General features: G+C 71.3%; 13 protein-coding genes. 2 read left to right on the top strand and 11 right to left on the bottom strand.

Translation table 11 applies throughout. From position 1 onward, the window contains the following. Nucleotides 1-9: 9 nt before the first annotated feature. From AC1DZA_RS03385 to AC1DZA_RS03355, 7 genes are all read right to left on the bottom strand, one after another. Entirely contained in the window at nt 10-1,677 is a 1,668-nt protein-coding gene (locus tag AC1DZA_RS03385) for an amylo-alpha-1,6-glucosidase (protein WP_476771698.1), read from the bottom strand. After that, nucleotides 1,674-2,582 carry a carbohydrate ABC transporter permease gene (locus AC1DZA_RS03380; RefSeq protein WP_476771697.1) on the bottom strand — a complete coding sequence of 303 codons (909 nt, stop codon included), beginning with the start codon at nt 2,580-2,582 and terminating at the stop codon, nt 1,674-1,676. The genes AC1DZA_RS03385 and AC1DZA_RS03380 overlap by 4 nt, the downstream gene beginning before the upstream one ends. Next, on the bottom strand, nt 2,579-3,568 hold the full coding sequence (locus AC1DZA_RS03375; RefSeq protein ID WP_476762296.1) for a carbohydrate ABC transporter permease: 990 nt from the start codon (nt 3,566-3,568) through the stop codon (nt 2,579-2,581). Before AC1DZA_RS03375 ends, AC1DZA_RS03380 begins: the two co-directional genes overlap by 4 nt. Beyond that, nucleotides 3,565-4,863 (bottom strand): ABC transporter substrate-binding protein, encoded by a 1,299-nt coding sequence (locus tag AC1DZA_RS03370; protein ID WP_476762297.1) that lies wholly within the window; start codon nt 4,861-4,863, stop codon nt 3,565-3,567. The genes AC1DZA_RS03375 and AC1DZA_RS03370 overlap by 4 nt, the downstream gene beginning before the upstream one ends. Nucleotides 4,864-5,168: 305 nt before the next feature. Further along, nucleotides 5,169-5,906 (bottom strand): SGNH/GDSL hydrolase family protein, encoded by a 738-nt coding sequence (locus AC1DZA_RS03365; RefSeq protein ID WP_476771696.1) that lies wholly within the window; start codon nt 5,904-5,906, stop codon nt 5,169-5,171. A 47-nt stretch (nt 5,907-5,953) separates the two neighbouring features. Next, complete coding sequence (locus AC1DZA_RS03360; protein ID WP_476762299.1) at nt 5,954-7,015, bottom strand: aspartate-semialdehyde dehydrogenase; 1,062 nt, start codon at nt 7,013-7,015, stop codon at nt 5,954-5,956. A 197-nt stretch (nt 7,016-7,212) separates the two neighbouring features. Continuing rightward, nucleotides 7,213-8,487 (bottom strand): aspartate kinase, encoded by a 1,275-nt coding sequence (locus AC1DZA_RS03355; RefSeq protein ID WP_476771695.1) that lies wholly within the window; start codon nt 8,485-8,487, stop codon nt 7,213-7,215. 130 nt (nt 8,488-8,617) lie between these two features. Here AC1DZA_RS03355 and AC1DZA_RS03350 point away from each other — a divergent pair, with 130 nt between their 5' ends. Next, nucleotides 8,618-9,115, top strand: a complete 498-nt coding sequence (locus AC1DZA_RS03350; protein WP_476771694.1) for a hypothetical protein — start codon at nt 8,618-8,620, stop codon at nt 9,113-9,115. A 1-nt stretch (nt 9,116) separates the two neighbouring features. Here AC1DZA_RS03350 and AC1DZA_RS03345 read toward each other — a convergent pair whose 3' ends face one another. The 3 genes from AC1DZA_RS03345 to AC1DZA_RS03335 form a co-directional block, all read right to left on the bottom strand. Continuing rightward, complete coding sequence (locus AC1DZA_RS03345; protein ID WP_476771693.1) at nt 9,117-9,476, bottom strand: nuclear transport factor 2 family protein; 360 nt, start codon at nt 9,474-9,476, stop codon at nt 9,117-9,119. Nucleotides 9,477-9,570: 94 nt separating this feature from the next. Further along, on the bottom strand, nt 9,571-10,167 hold the full coding sequence (gene recR, locus AC1DZA_RS03340) for a recombination mediator RecR (protein ID WP_309973619.1): 597 nt from the start codon (nt 10,165-10,167) through the stop codon (nt 9,571-9,573). Nucleotides 10,168-10,170: 3 nt separating this feature from the next. After that, on the bottom strand, nt 10,171-12,663 hold the full coding sequence (locus AC1DZA_RS03335; RefSeq protein WP_476771692.1) for a DNA polymerase III subunit gamma and tau: 2,493 nt from the start codon (nt 12,661-12,663) through the stop codon (nt 10,171-10,173). Between the two features lie 79 nt (nt 12,664-12,742). Here AC1DZA_RS03335 and AC1DZA_RS03330 point away from each other — a divergent pair, with 79 nt between their 5' ends. After that, nucleotides 12,743-13,117 carry a TraR/DksA family transcriptional regulator gene (locus tag AC1DZA_RS03330; RefSeq protein WP_476763779.1) on the top strand — a complete coding sequence of 125 codons (375 nt, stop codon included), beginning with the start codon at nt 12,743-12,745 and terminating at the stop codon, nt 13,115-13,117. Nucleotides 13,118-13,233: 116 nt separating this feature from the next. Here the strand turns inward: AC1DZA_RS03330 and AC1DZA_RS03325 are convergent, their stop codons facing one another. Continuing rightward, a complete protein-coding gene (locus tag AC1DZA_RS03325; RefSeq protein ID WP_476771691.1) occupies nt 13,234-17,394 on the bottom strand; it encodes an IPT/TIG domain-containing protein in 4,161 nt (1,386 codons plus the stop codon). Nucleotides 17,395-17,472 lie beyond the last annotated feature (78 nt).

Raw genomic sequence — 17,472 nt, 5'->3', positions numbered from 1 at the left:
TGCCGACGATCACGCGGACAGGCCGACCGCCAGGTCGACGAACAGTGCCGCCGACCAGCCGAACGCCGTGGTCGCCGTTCGCGCCTTCTCGCCCGTGACCGGGTTGAAGTACTCGTGCGGGCCGCCGCCCCGGACTACGAGGGCCACCGTCTGCTCGGCGAGGTCGCGCGCGAGCTCCGGATGCCCCGACGCTCGCAGCCCCTCGATGACGAGCGCGTTCGTGTTCACCCAGACCGGGCCGCGCCACATGCGCTCGGGCGAGAAGTCGGGGTCGCCGACGGCCACCGTGGGCACCGACCAGGCCGCTCCGAATCGCCGCGGATCCTGCAGCGCCGCCACGAGGCGGTCGACGACGTCGCCCGCCAGGCGCCCGGTGAGCAGCGGCATCAGCCCCACGACGGTGTCGCTTGCGACCTCTGCACCGGCCGCCCGCGCGTTGAACATCCCGCGCTCGTCGTCCCAGAGCTCGAGCAGTCGCCCGAGCGTGCGCTCGGCGCGTGAGCGGTACGCCGCGGCATCCGCGTCGCCGAACCGCTCCGCGAACCTGGCGAGCTCGAGGTCTTGGAGCACAAGGTACGCCCCGAGGTCGGGGGCGGTCGTCGGCAGAGGGCCGTCGAAGATCGGGCTGTCGTCGAGGCCGGAGGAGTACGGATGCCCATACTCGGGCATGCCGTCGTGGTCGAGGTCGGATGCCGCGAACCACCAGTCCTGTGAGCGGCGGATCACCCCGAGCTGCTCCCGGGCCCAGTCGTCGGCCGGCTCGACCTCCAGTACCTTCGCGAGCGCCCACGCGGCGAGCGGCGGCTTCGTGAGCGGAACCGGCGCCTCGGGATCGGCGATCGCCGAGCCGGCCCTGCGGAGGTTCTCCCGGTCGCTCGGCGGCAGGTCGTCGCTCGTTGCGAGCACGCCGTGCTCGTGCACGACGTCGGGCAGCTGGCCGTCGGCGCTCGGGAACCGGAACGCGAGCTCGAGCTGCTCCCGCGCGAGCCCGGGGTCGCCGTGCCTGAGGCCGACCGCGATGAAGTACGCGTCCCACTGCCAGAGCCCGACGTAGCCGATCTTCGAGGGCACCACCGCACGCGCACGCCCGAGGGCCGGCAGTTCCACGATGTTGGCACCGAGCACCCACCAGCAGAACGCAGTCATCGACTGGAGGTCGTCGCGCACCCGCGGGCACCGCGCGAACCAATCGAGCCAGAGCGCCTCGCTCTCCGCGAGGTCGGCGAGGTGGGTTCCGGATGCCGCGGCGCCGACGCGGCGGTCGGCGGCCACGCCGAATCGCACCGCCGTCGCATCCGTGCCGAGCACGACGTGCGCGCTCTCGCCGTCGGGGGTCGTCCACTCGATCGAGACCCCGGCCGCGCCGGTCTCGGCGGGGCCGACGGTGAGCGCGGCCGGCCCCGCGAAGCCCAGCGTCACGACGCCTTCGCCGAAGTCGACGCGATGCGGCAGCACCCGCGTGATCGGCAGGGCAGCACCGTCGGAGCCGCGCACCACCAGCGCGTCGAGCACGCGGCACTCGGCGAGCATCCGCTCGTACTCCGACGTGTGCACGCGCACGCCCTCGCCCTCGCGGAACACGAGGAGGCGCGAGCGCGGCAGCGTGAACGGCGCCTGCACCAGGTCGAGGTGCTCGCCGGCGAGCGCGGCCAGCGCCGCGGCATCCGTCACCGTCATCGGCCGCCCAGGCCCGACGCGGCCATGCTGTTCAGGATGCGCCGCTGCCCGATGACGAACGCGATGAGCATCGGGATCGTCGCCAGCGCCGACGCCGCCATCACGAGCCCGTAGTTGATCGACCCGAACTGCCCGCGGAAGCTCGAGAGCAGCAGCGGCACGGTGAACAGGTCGGGCGAGTTCAGCAGCACGAGCGGGAAGAGGAAGCTGTTCCACACGTCGAGCGCGACGATGATGCTGAGGGCGCCGAGGCCCGGCTTGAGGTTCGGCAGGATGATGCTCCAGAACGCGCGCCAGCGTCCGGCGCCGTCGACGAGGGCCGCTTCCTCGAGCTCCTTCGGCAGCGACAGCACGAACTGCCGCATTAGGAACACCGCGAACGGGTTCACGAGCATCGCCGGCACGATGAGCGAGAGGTGGGAGTCGACCCAGCCGAACTGGCTCATCAGCAGGTAGAACGGGATCAGCGTCACCTGCTTCGGGATCATCTGCGTCGCGAGGAACACGATGAAGATCACCCGGCTGCCGCGGAACCGGATACGTGCGAACGCGTAGCCGGCCATGGACGCCGTGAGCAGGGTGCCGGCGACCGCCAGCACGCAGATGTAGATGCTGTTCATGTACGCCTGCGCGAACGGCACGGCGTTCCACGCCTCGATGTAGTTGTCGAGCGTCCACGGCGCCGGCCAGAAGCTGCGCGGGTCCTGCAGCAGCTGCGGCAGCGTCTTGAACGACGTGATGAGCATCCACGCGAACGGGAACACCATGGCGACGCCCGCCACGATGAGCGCCACGTGCAATGCAGTGGACCCGGCGCGGCGACGCCCGATGCCCGAGCGCGGCGACGACGCCCGCTCGAGGTCGGGACGGCCGACGAGGGTGGTCTCGATCTCTGCTGCGCTCATGCTGCGTCATCCTCGTAGTGCACGAACTTCTTCTGGGCGCCGAACTGGATCGCGGTGATCACGAGCGTGAGCACGAGCAGGATCACGGATGCCGCGCTTGCCGGCCCGAACTCGAACCGACCGAAGCCGAGATCGTAGATGTGGTACACGATCGTGCGGGTGGCGTTGTCGGGTCCCGCGTCGGCCGTGAGCACGTAGACCGTGTCGAACGTCTGCAGCGATGAGATGAACGCCACGATCGACGAGAAGAAGATGATCGGCGACAGCAGCGGCATCCGGATGCTGCGGAACAGCCGCCAGGCGCCGGCGCCGTCGATGCGCGCCGCCTCGATCACCGAGGGCGAGATGTTCTGCAGCCCCGCGAGGAAGATGATGACGTTGAGGCCGAGCGCCGACCAGATCGACACGATGCACACGGCCAGCAATGCGAGCTTGGGGTCGCCGAGCCAGTCGGGCGGGGCGACGCCGAAGACGTTCGCGATCGTCTCGCTGAGCACGCCGTCGACGCGGAACATCTGCTGCCAGATCATCGCGACCGCGACCGTCGAGGTGACGACGGGGGCGAAGAAGAGGATCAGGTAGAGCGTGCGGGTCTTGAGCTTCTCGAGCACGACGGCGATGACGACGGCGAGGCCAAGGCCGATCGGCACGGTCACGACGGCGATGATCAGGGTGTTCACGATCGAGCGGAGCAGGAGCTCGTCCTGCATCTGCGCCGTGAAGTTCTCGAAGCCGACCCACGTGAGCTCGGTGAGCCCGTCCCACGAGGCGAAGGCGAGCACGAGGCTGGCGACGAACGGCAGCAGCACGAACAGGGCCATACCGACGACCTGCGGGGCGATGAAGGCGTAGCCCCAGCGGCGGTCGCGCCGCCGCCAGGCGGACTCCCTGCGGAGCCCGCCAGGCGCGGATGGTGCGGGAGGCGCGGGCGACGCGACCGGAGTCGCGGTCGCGTCGCCCGTGATGACGGTCATCTCGCCGCTCACTCGCCCGTCTTGGAGGCCACCAGGTCGGCGACCGCGTCGAGGGTGCCCTGCGCGTCGGACTTGCCCTCGTAGAGCTTGAGGAACAGGTCGCTCACGTCGGTCGAGAGGCCGGGTACGACCGCCTCGGCGGCGTAGTCCTCGAAGCCGATGTCGCGCATGTCCAGGAAGGTCTGCGCGTGGGCGGGGTAGCCGTCCTCGAGCACGACCTCGTCGGCGCCCTTGATCGACGGGACCGCGTTGCCGCCGCCCTGGAGGCGGAAGACCTGGCCCTCGGCCGAGAGGAACTCGGTCCAGAACGTGAACGCGGCATCCTTCGCCTTGGACTTGCCGTTGATCGCCAGGTACGAGGTGGCGACGCCGGTCGGCGCGGGCTGCCCGTCGGGCGTGGGCCAGCGGACGATGTCGTAGCTGTCCTGCTCGCCGGCGCTCTCGACGGTGCCGATCGTGTAGCGGCCCTGCGAGAAGAAGCCCGCCTTGTGGGTCACGAACTCGCTGTCGGCGCCGGCGCCCTCGGGCATCGAGTCGGCCACGACGAAGGTGCCGTCCTGGAAGTAGCGACCGAGCGTGTCGACCGCGTCCACCGTGGTGGCGTCGTCATTGCCGACGAACGCACCCGACTCGTCGTAGGCCGTGCCGCCCTGCGACGAGATCCAGCTGTAGTGCGTGGCCCAGTAGTTCCAGAACATCGAGCCCGTGAGGCCGGCCGCAGCCAGCTTGTCGTTCATCTCGAGGTACTTCTCGGTGGTCCACTCGCCGTTCTCGGCGAGGGTGGCCGGGTCCTCGGTGATCCCGGCGGCGGCGAGGGCCTGCGTGTCGTACCAGAGCACGTCGGGGTTGGAGTCGTTCGGGGCGGCGAAGATCTCGCCGTCCTGCTCGGCGGCGCCGAAGAGGCCCGGGAAGAAGTCGTCGGGCTTGGTCTCGCTCGCGTCGGACTCCATGAGCTTCGTGAGCGGCGCGAGCACCTTCGCGTCGACGAACTGGCCGATCTTGTCGTCGCCGATGTAGAAGACATCGGGGGCGGTGTTGCTCGTGAGCTGGGCGAGCAGCTTGGAGTGGTAGTCGGCGTAGCTCGCGACCGGCTGCAGCTCGACGGTGATGTCGGGGTGCCGCTTCATGAACTCGTCGTTGAACTCCTCGAACCGGGTCAGCTCCTCTGGGGTGCCCCACGTCGACCAGACGACCGTGTTCGCATCGGATGCACCACCTCCCCCACTGCACGCGGCCAGGCCGATCATCACAGCGCTCGCGGCTCCGACCGCGAGCAGGCGCCTCATCTTCGAGTTCGCGCGGGGCATTCCGCACCTCTTTCGTCATTGCAGGGGGGCCGGCCCGGAAGTCGGGCTCGGGAATTGCGTCCTCCGTATTCTGTATACAAAACTCAGAAACGTCAAGGTCTGGGTCCTCGAGGATTCTCGGAACAGGCGCGATCGACAGCGGCGCGCCGCGACCGTCGGCCCCGGGGCCCCCTTCCCCGAGGAGTCGAAACGCATGAGAATCCTGCCCCTGAGGCCCCGACGGGAGCCGCGATCCGGATTCTCATGCGTTCCGAGGGCGGACAGGCCCGCCTCGACGGATGAGGCTCGAGATCGCGCCGCGGCCCTCAGAGCCCGAGGCGCTCGAGCTCCGCGTCCATGCGGCGGGCGATCTCGATGTAGCCGTCGTCGTTCGGGTGGATGCCGTCGGCCGCCATCCACTCGGGATGCCCCTCGAGCCAGTGCGACGCGCCCCCGATGTAGTCCGCACCGACCTCGTCGGCGGCCGCCTCGACCCACCCGATGATCTGCTCGACCGAGTCGGGCCGCTCGTCGGTGTACCAGAACGGCTCGACGACCACGAGCCGCGCTTCGGGCACCTCATCCGCGAGCCGCGCGAGGTCGGCCCCGATCGCCGCCTGGATGTCGTCGGCCCGCGACGGCATCGAGAAGTTGTCGTTCAGTCCCATCGTGACGATGACCAGGTCGGGCGCCGGCTCGTGCCCGACGATCTGGTCGACGAGGTCCACGCCCGTGGCACCCGCGCCGTTCGGCGTCGGCTCCCGGTGGTTCACGAACCCGAGCCCGTCGAGGCTGGGGTTGAACTCCCACCACCCCCGCTCGGCGGCCACGATCGTCGACCACCGGTGCTCGGGTGAGCTCGCGCCCGTGCCGCGGGTGTACGAGTCGCCGTAGAAGGCGGCGACGACCTGTCCGGAAGACGGCGACGCCGCCTGCCCGGGCGTCGACGTGGCGGGCACGCCGCACGCAGCCAACAGCACGACGGATGCCGCCCCGGCGAGCACCGCGACCGCGCACGCCGCACGCGGCATCCGTCGCAGCCGCTGCTCGCCACCCTGCTTCATGACCGTGGTTCGGAACCCGCGAGCGAGCGGATGCCGCGGCGCGCCGCCTAGACGGCGACGGGCAGCTTCGCCGCCACCAGCTCTGCGATCTGCACCGCGTTCAGGGCCGCGCCCTTGCGGAGGTTGTCGTTCGAGACGAAGAGCACGAGCCCGGTGCCGTCGGGCGCGCTCTGATCTTGCCGGATACGGCCGACGTAGCTCGGGTCGGTGCCGGCGGCCTGCAGCGGCGTGGGCACGTCGGAGAGCGCGACGCCCGGGGCATCCGACAGCAGCTCGGTCGCGCGCTCGGGCGTGATCGGGTTGGCGAACTCGGCGTGGATCGACAGCGAGTGGCCCGTGAAGACGGGGACGCGCACGCACGTGCCCGCGACGCGCAGACCCGGCAGCTCGAGGATCTTGCGGCTCTCGTTGCGGAGCTTCTTCTCCTCGTCGGTCTCGAGGTCGCCGTCGTCGACGATCGACCCTGCGAGCGGGATGACGTCGAAGGCGATCGTGCGCGGGAACTTCTGCGCCTCGGGGAACTCGACGGCACGGCCGTCGTGCACGAGCTGGATGGCGTCCTGCGCGACGGCGGCACGCGCCTGCTCGAGCAGCTCCTCGCCGCCGGCGAGCCCTGCGCCCGACACGGCCTGGTAGGTCGACACCATGAGTCGCTCGAGGCCGGCCTCGTCGTGCAGCACCTTCAGCACGGGCATGGCGGCCATCGTGGTGCAGTTCGGGTTCGCGATGATGCCCTTGCGCGCCTCGTCGATGGCGTGCGGGTTGACCTCGCTGACCACGAGCGGCACGTCGGGGTCCATGCGCCAGCCACTGGAGTTGTCGATGACGGTGACCCCGGCAGCGGCGAAGCGGGGTGCCTGCGCCTTCGAGAGGGTGGCGCCGGCGGAGAAGATCGCGATGTCGAGGCCCGACGGGTCGGCCGTCGAGGCATCCTCGATGACGATGTCCTGACCCTTCCACGGCAGCGTCGAGCCCGCCGACCGCGCCGAAGCGAAGTAGCGGATCGAGGCGACCGGGAAGTCGCGCTCCTCGAGGAGGCGGCGCACGACGGCGCCGACCTGGCCGGTGGCGCCGACGACGCCGATGTTCACTGCGTTGGTGTTGCCCACGTGGTCTCCTCCATCATCCGTTCGGCGAAGCCGACGGGAAGCGTTGTTCCATTGTCCCAGCCTGTGCGACCCCCGTCCGCCGTCAGCGGAACGTTGGCAGGATTCCCCCGCCGCGGGAGTGGATTTCGACGATGTCGTGCCCTGCGGCATCCGTGATCGACGGATGTCGCAGCCGAGCCCGCTGCCGGCGAACCGCGTCAGCGACCCGTGCCGGCGTGCACGACCGCGTCGTCCTCGCCGTCGAGCTCGAACGCCGTGTGCACGGCACGCGCGGCGGCGTGGACGCTGTCGGCGCGCGTCACGACCGAGATGCGGATCTCGCTCGTGGAGATCATCTCGATGTTGATCCCGGCCTCGTACAGGGCCTCGAAGAGCCGCGCCGACACGCCCGCGGCCGACCGCATCGCGTTGCCGACGAGCGAGAGCTTGCCGATCTGGTCGTCGTACTGCAGCGAGTTGAAGCCGATCGCCTCCTGCGAGTTCGACAGCGCGGTGAGTGCCCGCTCGCCGTCGGACTTCGGCAGTGTGAACGAGATGTCGGTGCGCCCGGTCGACGCGGCCGACACGTTCTGCACGATCATGTCGACGTTCGCGTTGGTGTTCGCGACGATCTTGAAGATCTTGGCGGCCACACCGGGCACGTCGGGCACGCCGACGACGGTGATCTTCGCCTCGGTCAGGTCGACCGCGACGCCCGCGATGACGGACTCTTCCACTGCTGCTCCTTCGGGAAGACGCGAGGGGTCGTAGACGATCGTCCCCTCGCTGTTGTTGAACGACGAACGCACGTGCAGGGTGACGCCGTGGCGCCGGGCGAACTCGACCGCCCTGATGTGCAGCACCTTGGCTCCGGATGCCGCAAGCTCGAGCATCTCCTCGCTCGTGATGCGGTCGAGCTTGCGGGCCTTCTTCACGATGCGCGGATCGGACGTGAACACGCCGTCGACATCGGTGTAGATCTCGCAGACGTCGGCGTTCAGCGCCGCGGCGAGCGCGACGGCGGTGGTGTCGCTGCCGCCCCGGCCGAGGGTCGTGATGTCGCGCGACTCGCGGCTGAAGCCCTGGAAGCCGGCGACGATCACGATCGCGCCCTCGTCGAGCGCCTCGCGGAGGCGCACCGGGGTGACGTCGACGATGCGGGCGGCGCCGTGCGTGGCATCCGTGATCATGCCGGCCTGGCTGCCGGTGAAGGAGCGCGCCTCGTGCCCCATGCTCTTGATCGCCATCGCGAGCAGCGCCATCGAGATGCGCTCGCCCGCCGACAGCAGCATGTCGAGCTCGCGCGGCGCCGGGATCGGCGTGACCTCGGTCGCGAGGTCGAGGAGCTCGTCGGTCGTGTCGCCCATGGCGGAGACGGCGACCACCACGTCGTTGCCCGCCTTGCGGGTCTCGACGATGCGCTTGGCGACCCGCTTGATGCTCTCCGCGTCGGCGACGGACGACCCGCCGAACTTCTGCACGATCAAGCTCACGTGGTCTCCCGGGGGTGGTCGCTGGCGCCGGGTATCGTTCGTGCGGCGGCCGGAAGCACCATCATACGGCGGCGCGTATACGGCCCCGGCAATGTGACGGCGGCGGTCGGGCCGCCGATAGAGTGCGGTCATGTCGGAGGCGCTGGAACCCTGGAAGGACTTCAACGTGGCCATGGTCGGGGCCACGGCGGCGCTCGCGGGCCTGCTGATCGTCGCCATGTCGGTGAACATCTCGACGATCATGTCGTCGGCCACGCTGCCGGCGCGGGCCGGCGCCTCGGTGGCCACGCTCGTGCTGGCCATCGTCGCCGGGGCGTTCGGCCTCGTTCCCGGCCAGCCGGTCGAGCTCTACGGCGCGGAGGTGCTGGTCGGCGCCGTCGCCGCCGGCGTGTTCCAGGTGCACTCGATGCGGGTGCTCGCCACGAAGGACCGGGTCTCCTCGACGTGGGGGCGGTTCGCGAAGGCGACGGTCGGCGTGCTGCCGCTCCTCGGGTTCCTCGCCGGCGGGGTCCTCCTGGTGACGGGATCGGCCGCCGCCGGGCTCGCGTTCGTGGCCGTCGGCTCGATCCTCGCCGTGATCACGTCCATCCTGTTGGCGTGGGTCGTGCTCGTCGAGGTGCTGCGGTAGCTCAGCCTTCGTGCGGCCGGGGCATGTACCACTCGGTGAACTCGGTGGCGCGGCCGTCGTCGGCCAGCCGGACGATCCACAGGTTGATGTAGTCGCGCTCGGCCGGATACTCGGTGCGGCCCTGCACGACGGCGAACCCGTCGTCCTCGTGGATCACGTTCCAGTCGAACGTCCACGTCCCCGGCTCGTCGAGGTCCTCGAGCCAGCCGGCGACGATCGCCTCGCGGCCGCGCCGCGCGTCCGAGTCGGGACTGGTCAGGTAGACCGCGTCATCGGTGAACAACGCGCCGATCTGCTCGGGGTCGTTCGACTTCCATGCCGCGACGTACTGCGCGACCCATTCCTCACCCTTGGTGGCCATGCGACCCATTCCAGTGGTCGGGTGCGGGTTCGGTCAAGGGCTTGGCGGATGCCGCGGCGCGGCGACGTACGCACCGCCCACCGCGCGGGTGCCGTCAGCCGACGACGCGACGACCCTCGAACGCACGACCGAGCGTGACCTCGTCGGCGTACTCGAGGTCGCCGCCGACGGGAAGGCCCGACGCGAGGCGCGTGACCCGGATCTCGAGGGTGGTCAGCAGGCGGCTCAGGTAGGTCGCCGTGGCCTCGCCCTCGAGGTTCGGGTCGGTCGCGATGATGACCTCGGTGACCGTGCCGTCGGCGAGCCGCTGCATGAGCTGGCGGATGCGCAGCTCGTCGGGACCGATGCCGTCGATCGGGCTGATCGCTCCGCCGAGCACGTGGTAGAGCCCCCGGAACTCGCGGGTGCGCTCGATCGCGACGACGTCCTTCGCCTCCTCGACCACGCAGATCAGCGCGGGGTCGCGCCGCGGGTCGCGGCAGATGGAGCAGGTGGCCTGCTCGGAGACGTTGCCGCAGATCTCGCAGAAGCGCACCTTGTCGCGCACCTCCGTCAGGATCTCGGCGAGCCTCGACACGTCGAAGTGCTCGGTCTGCACGATGTGGAACGCGATGCGCTGCGCCGACTTCGGCCCGATGCCGGGGAGGCGACCGAGTTCGTCGATGAGTTCTTGGACGATGCCCTCGTACACGCGCTACCCCCGTTCCCCGAAGCCGGGGCGCGCGGGCGCCTCGACCTCCTCGAGGAACGTCGCTCCGAGGACCTCGCGCACCACGGCCTCGCCGTAGCGCTGGATGCCGTCGCTCGGCGGCGGTGCCGAAGCCCCGCGCGCCGCGTTGCTCCGGGGGGCACGCCGCGCGGGGGCGGCGTCGGGCACCGCGGGCACCACGGGCTCGAGGTCGATCTCGGGCGGCGGCCCCGGATCGAACGGCGGCTCCTCGTCTTCGGGCGGCGCGTCGGCATCGTCGGGGATGTCGGCGAACGAGTCGGGGGCAGAGCCGGGTCGTTCGGCCACGGCGACGGCGACCGGACCTGCGACGGGCGCCGCGGAGGCGGAGGCCTGGGTCTGGGTCGCTGCGGACGTGGACGAGGCACCCGCGGCAGCGTTCGTGGCGMCGGCGGGCCGGGGCGCCTCCACTGGGTCGTCGGCCGGGATGGCGACCGTGGCCCACGAGTCGACGGGGCCGTTCGGCGCGGCAGGGGCCGCCTTCGCGGCGCTCGGGCGAGCAGCGCTGGCGCGCGAGGCGGGAGCGCCACCGGACGAGGCAGCGCCGCCCGACGCGGCGACGGGACCGGCCACGGGTGCCTTGGACCGGCCCTCGGGTGCGGACGACGGAGCAGGGGCGGACGGTGCCGGTGCGGGTGCGGGTGCCGACGGTTCCGGAGCCGACGACGACGCGTCGACCGGCGCGTCGCCGCGCGTGGCGCCGTCGACCTTGGCGACGAACTTGACCGTGACGCCCAGCACGTCGCTGATCGCACGGCGAAGCAGCTCGCTCACGCTCTGGCCCGGTGGGCCGCCGCGGAACCCGGCGACATCCTGCTCGCTCGGGAAGGCGAGTACGAGCACCTCGCCGTCGCGGAACTCGCGCACCTGGGCGGTGAACGCCACCATCCATGCGCTGCGCTTCGTGCGCTGGAGGGACGCGAGCACCTCGGGCCACGCGTCGCGCATCTGCTGCAGTGTGACCGGACCGACGGGTTTCGGTGCGGGCGCGGGAACAGCGGATGCCGCTGCGGGGGGTGCCCCGGAGCCGGCAGGTGCCGCCACCGGCGCGTCGGACGCTGGTGCCGCGGATGCGGCGGTGGCGGGGACCGAGGCCGGCGCTTCCGCCGCCGGACCCCGAGCTGCCGCCTCGTCGCGGTCGGACGACGACGCAGCAGCCGCCGAAGCCGGCTCGGCTCTGGACGTGGGCGGGGACGGCGGAACGCGTGTGGGCGCCGACGAGACGGCGGGCGGGCGGGCGGGCTCAGCTACGGCGACCGGCGCATCGACCGCAGAGCGGTCGCCTGCGGCATCCGTCACCCCGATGCGACGCTCGAGGCGCTCGACCCGCGCCAGTGCCCCGCGCTCGGAGTCGTCGCTCGACGGCACGAGCACCCGCGCGAGCATCAGCTCGAGGTGGAGGCGCGGCGAGGTGGCGCCGGTCATCTCGGTGAGGGTCTGGTTGACCAGGTCGGCGACCCGCGAGAGCTCGGCCGAGCCGAACGCGGCCGCCTGCGCGGCCATGCGCGCGAGCTCGTCGGCCGGCACCCCGCGCAGCACTGCGGCGGCCGTCTCAGGTGACGATGCGGCGACCACGATGAGGTCGCGGAGCCGCTCGAGCAGGTCTTCGACGAAGCGCCGCGGGTCTTGACCCGTCTGCACCACCCGGTCGGCTGCGGCGAAGGCACCCGCCGCATCCTTCGCGCCGATCGCGTCGACGACCTCGTCGAGGAGCGCGCCGTGCGTGTAGCCGAGCAGCGCCACCGCGCGCTCGTAGTCGATGGTGGTGCCCTCTGAGCCGGCGATGAGCTGGTCGAGCAGCGACAGCGTGTCTCGCGGCGAGCCGCCGCCCGCGCGCACGACGAGGGGCAGCACGCCCGGCGCGACCTCGATGCCCTCTTCAGTGCAGAGCTGCTGTACGTACTCGAGCATCGGGCCGGGCGGGACCAGCCGGAACGGGTAGTGGTGCGTGCGCGAGCGGATGGTGCCGAGCACCTTGTCGGGCTCGGTGGTCGCGAAGATGAACTTCACGTGCTCGGGCGGCTCCTCGACGAGCTTGAGCAGGGCGTTGAAGCCCTGCGGCGTGACCATGTGGGCCTCGTCGAGGATGAAGATCTTGTAGCGGTCGCGGGCCGGTGCGAACACGGCGCGCTCGCGCAGGTCGCGGGCGTCGTCGACGCCGTTGTGGCTGGCCGCATCGATCTCGACGACGTCGAGCGATCCGCTGCCGCCCCGCGCCAGCTCGACGCAGCTCGCGCACACGCCGCAGGGCACGTCGGTCGGTCCCTCGGCGCAGTTGAGGCAGCGGGCGAGGATGCGCGCCGAGGTCGTCTTGCCGCAGCCGCGCGGGCCGCTGAAGAGGTAGGCGTGATTCACGCGATCGGTGCGGAGCGCGGTCATGAGGGGCTCGGTCACCTGCGACTGGCCGATCATCTCGGCGAACGTCTCAGGCCGGTAGCGGCGATACAGGGCGGTGACCACGCCTCAATCGTAGTTGCCGCGTCTGACACGGCGTCCGGATGCCGCAGGCGTAGCATTCGGGGATCGGAAAGGGGGCGAGATGACGGCGACGACGATGACCCCGGCACAGCTCGCACGGTTCGAAGGCAGGCTGCGCGCGGAACGCGCCGACGCCGAGGAGCGCCTCGCGGAGTTCGACGGCGTCATGAGCGAGGTGCGCACCGCGAGGTCGGATGCCTCGGCCGACGACGAGCACGACCCCGAAGGCCCGACGATGACGCAGGAGTGGTCGCAGCGCACTGCCGTGCTGGCCGACGTGCGTGCCGAGCTCGCCGACGTCGAGCGCGCCCTCGCCCGCATCGCCGACGGCAGCTACGGCGTCTGCGCGAACTGCGGCAAGCGGATCACCGTGGCACGTCTCGACGCCCGCCCGACCGCGACGCTCTGCATCGACTGCGCTCGCCGCCTGGGCTGACCGGCTGACGCGCCCGCCGCGCCGCGCGCCGGGCGAGGGCCCGTGTCGCCGGCGCACGAGTGGGCGGCTCCCGTCCGCCGGCGTCCCCTGCCGGACGCGGACGGGAGCCGCCATGCTCAGCCGCGCGCCCCCCGACGGCGACTGAGCAGCATGAGCGCCCCCGCGAGGAGCACGACGAGCGCACCCCCGAGCCACGGGGTCGGGTCGAATCCGGTCGAGGCGATGCCCGACGTGGTTCCGGTCTGGCCGCCGGGAGCGGCGGCAGGCGGGGTGCTGGGTACGGGCGTGTAGACGAACCCGCCCTCGGCGGTTCCGTCGCCGCACGCCTCGGACCCGACGACTGTCACATCGACCGTCCCGACTCCCGCGGGTGCGACGGCCATGATCGTGGTGTCGTCGACGACCTCGAAGCTCGTCGCGGGCACGTCGCCGAACAGCACGGCGGTCGCACCGGCGAAGCAGTGCCCGGTGATGGTCACCTGCGTGCCGCCCGCCTCCGGTCCCGTGCCCGGTTCGATCCCGTCGATGGTGGTGACGGGCGTGTACTCGAACTCGAGCGGCGGCGAGGCTCCACCGGGGGTGGTGACGACCACGTCGACCGGGCCGGCGGCGTGCGGTGGCGTCACGATCGTGATCGTCGCGTCATCCACCACGGTGAAGTCAACCTCCTCGCCGTCGACCGTGACGCTGGTCGCGCCGCCGAGGTCGATGCCGGTGATGGTGACCTCGGTGCCGCCGGTCTCCGGACCTTCGGCCGGCGTGAGCGCCGTCAGCACCGGAGCCGGCACGTACGTGAACGGCAGCGCGTTGCTGTCGCCGCCCGGCGTCGTCACGACCACGTCCACGGGGCCGGCGGTGTGAGCCGGCGTGGTGAAGGTGATCTCGGTGTCGCTCACCTGGATGAACGGCACGGATGCCCCGTCGATGGTCACGTCGGTCGCGCCGGCCAGGTCCGTGCCGGTGATCGTCACGGGCGTGCCGCCGGCGACCGGACCCTCATCAGGCGTGAGCGCCGTCAGCACCGGAGCCGGCACGAACGTGAACGGCAGCGCGTTGCTCGGGCCGCCGGGCGTCTCCACGATCACGTCGACCGGACCGGCCGCGTGCGGCGGGGTGGTGAACGTGATCTCGGTGTCGCTGACCTGCGTGAACGGCACGGATGCCCCGTCGACCGTCACCTCCGTCGCACCCGCGAGATTCGTGCCCGTAATCGTGACCGGCGTGCCGCCGGCGACCGGACCCTCATCGGGCGTCAGCGAGGTCAGCGCCGGAGCCGGCACGAACGTGAACGGCAGCGGGTTGCTCGTGCCACCGGGCGTGGTGACGATCACGTCCACCGGACCCGCGGCGTGCGGCGGCGTGATGAACGCGATCTCCGTGTCGCTCACCTGGGTGAACGGCACCGAGACGCCGTCGATCGTCACCTGCGTCGCCTCGGCGAGCGCCGTGCCGGTGATCGTCACGACCGTGCCGCCGACGGTCGGCCCCTCGTCGGGCGTCAGCGTCGTCAACGAGGGCGCCGGCACGTACGTGAACGGCAGCGCGTTGCTCGGCCCTCCGGGTGTGGTCACGATGACGTCGACGGGACCGGCAGCGTGCGCCGAGGTCGTGAACGTGATCTCGGTGTCGCTGACCTGCGTGAACAGCACGGGTGCCCCGTCGACCGTCACTGCCGTCGCGCCGGCCAGATCGGTCCCGGTGATCGTCACCGGCGTCCCGCCGGCGACGGGACCCTCATCGGGCGTCAGCGCGGTCAGCGCCGGGGCCGGCACGAACGTGAACGGGAGCGGCCCGCTCGTCCCGCCGGGGGTCGTGACAGTCACGTCGACCGGCCCGGGCAGGTGCGGCGGCGTCACGAACGTGACCTCGGTGGCGCTCACCTGGGTGAACGGCACGGATGCCCCGTCGATCGTCACGGCGGTCGCACCGCCGATGTTCGTACCCGTGATCGACACGAGCGTGCCACCCGCGGCCGGACCCTCATCGGGCGTCAGCGCGATCAGGCTCGGTGCCGGCACATACGTGAACGGCAGCGCGTTGCTGTCCCCGCCGGGCGTGGTCACCACCACGTCGACCGGCCCGACGGCGTGCGGCGGCGTCGTGAACGTGATCTCGGTGTCGCTCACCTGCGTGAACGGCACGGATGCCCCGTCGATCGTCACCTCGGTCGCGCCGGCCAGGTCGGTGCCGGTGATCGTCACGGGCGTGCCGCCGGCGACCGGACCCTCGTCGGGCGTGAGCGCGGTCAGCGCGGGAGCCGGCACGTACGTGAACGGCAGCGCGTCACTCTCGCCCCCCGGCGTCGTCACGACCACGTCGACCGCACCCGCAGCATGCGGCGGGGTCGTGAACGTGATCTCGGTGTCGCTCACCTGGACGAACGGCACGGATGCGCCGTCGATGGTCACCTCGGTCGCGCCGGCCAGGTCGGTGCCGGTGATCGTGACGGGCGTGCCGCCCGCGACGGGACCCTCATCGGGCGTCAGCGCCGTCAGCACCGGAGCCGGCACGAACGTGAACGGCAGTGGGTCGCTTTCGCCCCCCGGCGTGGTCACGACCACGTCCACCGAACCCGCAGCGTGCGGCGTCGTCGTGAACGTGATCTCGGTGTCGCTGACCTGAGTGAACAGCACGGGTGCCCCGTCTACCGTGACCGACGTCGCTCCAGCGAGCGCCGTGCCGTCGATGGTGACGACCGTGCCACCCGCCGTCGGACCCTCGTCGGGGGTGAGCGAGAGGAGAACGGGCGCCACGAGGTTCGGCCCCACGAGGGCTCGCGCGAGGTTCAATTCGAGCAGCTCGGGGACGATGGTGGTCGGCAGGAGGGTGAGTCGCAGCGCGGTCTCCTGGAAGACGGCGCCGGCAACCGGCGGCTCGGGCTCCTGCGCGTTCGCGAGCAACGAGACGACCGTGTCGAGCAGCAGGATCGCGGGGTTCAGGGCAGTGATCACGGGATTGACCACCTCGTCGGTGAGCGTCGTGAGCAGCGTGCCGAGTGCCCCGGTGTCGGGGTCGATGACCGCGTCGACGATCGGGCCGAGCGCAGCGAGGATCACGGCGTCGGTCAGACCGACGATCGGCACACCCAGTGCGTCGATTCCCACCGCCGCGTTGCCGTCCACGACGTCGAGGAGCGTGCCGTCGACGGTCACGGTCACGAGGGGCGTTCCGAGGACGGGTGCGGTGAGCGTCACCTCGACGGCAACGGCGGCGTTCTCGAGGGCGGTCGTGATCGCTGTGCCGAGGTCGTCGACGAGCCCGTCGATGAGGTCGGCGACCTGGGTGGTCACCTCGGTCAGCACGGCGGCCGAGAGCAGCTCGGTGCTCGGTGGCAGGCTGTTGAGCCCACCGACGAGCTGGTCGAGGTCGAGCGTGATAGTGCCTGCGGCGAGATCGATGACCACGCCCCCGCCCGAGTCGAGCGGCGCCGCGAGGATCGGCGCAACTGCGGCGGCGAGGTCGACGTCGACGGTGGCCGTGGCGCTGCCGATGCCCACGCCGAGGAGCAGGTCGTCGACGGCACCGAGTACCCCGTTGACGAGTGATCCGCCGGGGCCGGCGAGCGCGTCGACGTCGCCTTGAAGCACGGCGACCGCATCGTTCACCGTCCCCGTGATGCCCGCGATCACCGGGCTGTCGACCTGCACCACCGCGGAGGCGATCTCGTAGTCCCCGACGGGCGTGCCACCGGCCGTCACCGACGCATTCGCACTGACCGCGCCCACCTCGAGGTCGAGGTCGGTGATCGTGCCGGCGAACTCCGCACCCAACAGGTCCGCGAGGTCGAAGCCGAGCGGCCCGGGCGCCACGCCCGGCGCCGGGGTGACGCCGGTGCCGATCGCCCCGGAGTCGGAGATGAGGCCCGACGCACCGAGCGACGAGCCATTCGTCGAGGCGCTGGCGTACTGGCCGACGACGCCCGCGTCGACGAAGTCGATGGGCAGCTGGATGCCTCCGCCGACATCGACGTTCACGACGCCGAGCACTCCGAGGTCGAGGTTCTGCGCGTTCGTCTCGGGCGTGACGCCGTCGCTCGTCGCGGTCTCCCCGTCGATGCCGACGATGCCACTGAGGTCCACCGAGTCCAGCAGCGAGCCCGAGAGGAACTGCCCCTCCGCGTGCGACGTGTCGCCCGGAGCTGCGGTCGCGGTCAGCACACCGCCCGCGGCCAGCACGGCCACGACACTCAGGAACGCGGTGCTGCGGAACCGGAACCGCCTGCCGCGGCTCCTGCGATCCCGCTCGATCCGCGCCCAGGCGCGTGTCTGCTGCTCCATCGATCAACCCCCATGTCGACGAATGGCGGACTCCCCCGAGCCCGTCCCCCGATGTCAACCTAGAGCCAAGTCGCGGTC

The organism is Agromyces sp. P2_B3, assembly GCF_056404815.1.
This window is presented reverse-complemented; position numbering and strand designations above follow the sequence as displayed.

Bases quoted from the DNA above. Each gene is read 5' to 3' on its own strand.
- AC1DZA_RS03385 (WP_476771698.1), bottom strand. From the start codon at position 1,677: ATGACGGTGACGGATGCCGCGGCGCTGGCCGCGCTCGCCGGCGAGCAC.
- AC1DZA_RS03330 (WP_476763779.1), top strand. From the start codon at position 12,743: ATGACGGCGACGACGATGACCCCGGCACAGCTCGCACGGTTCGAAGGC.
- AC1DZA_RS03380 (WP_476771697.1), bottom strand. From the start codon at position 2,582: ATGAGCGCAGCAGAGATCGAGACCACCCTCGTCGGCCGTCCCGACCTC.
- AC1DZA_RS03345 (WP_476771693.1), bottom strand. From the start codon at position 9,476: ATGGCCACCAAGGGTGAGGAATGGGTCGCGCAGTACGTCGCGGCATGG.
- AC1DZA_RS03365 (WP_476771696.1), bottom strand. From the start codon at position 5,906: ATGAAGCAGGGTGGCGAGCAGCGGCTGCGACGGATGCCGCGTGCGGCG.
- AC1DZA_RS03350 (WP_476771694.1), top strand. From the start codon at position 8,618: ATGTCGGAGGCGCTGGAACCCTGGAAGGACTTCAACGTGGCCATGGTC.
- AC1DZA_RS03325 (WP_476771691.1), bottom strand. From the start codon at position 17,394: ATGGAGCAGCAGACACGCGCCTGGGCGCGGATCGAGCGGGATCGCAGG.
- AC1DZA_RS03370 (WP_476762297.1), bottom strand. From the start codon at position 4,863: ATGCCCCGCGCGAACTCGAAGATGAGGCGCCTGCTCGCGGTCGGAGCC.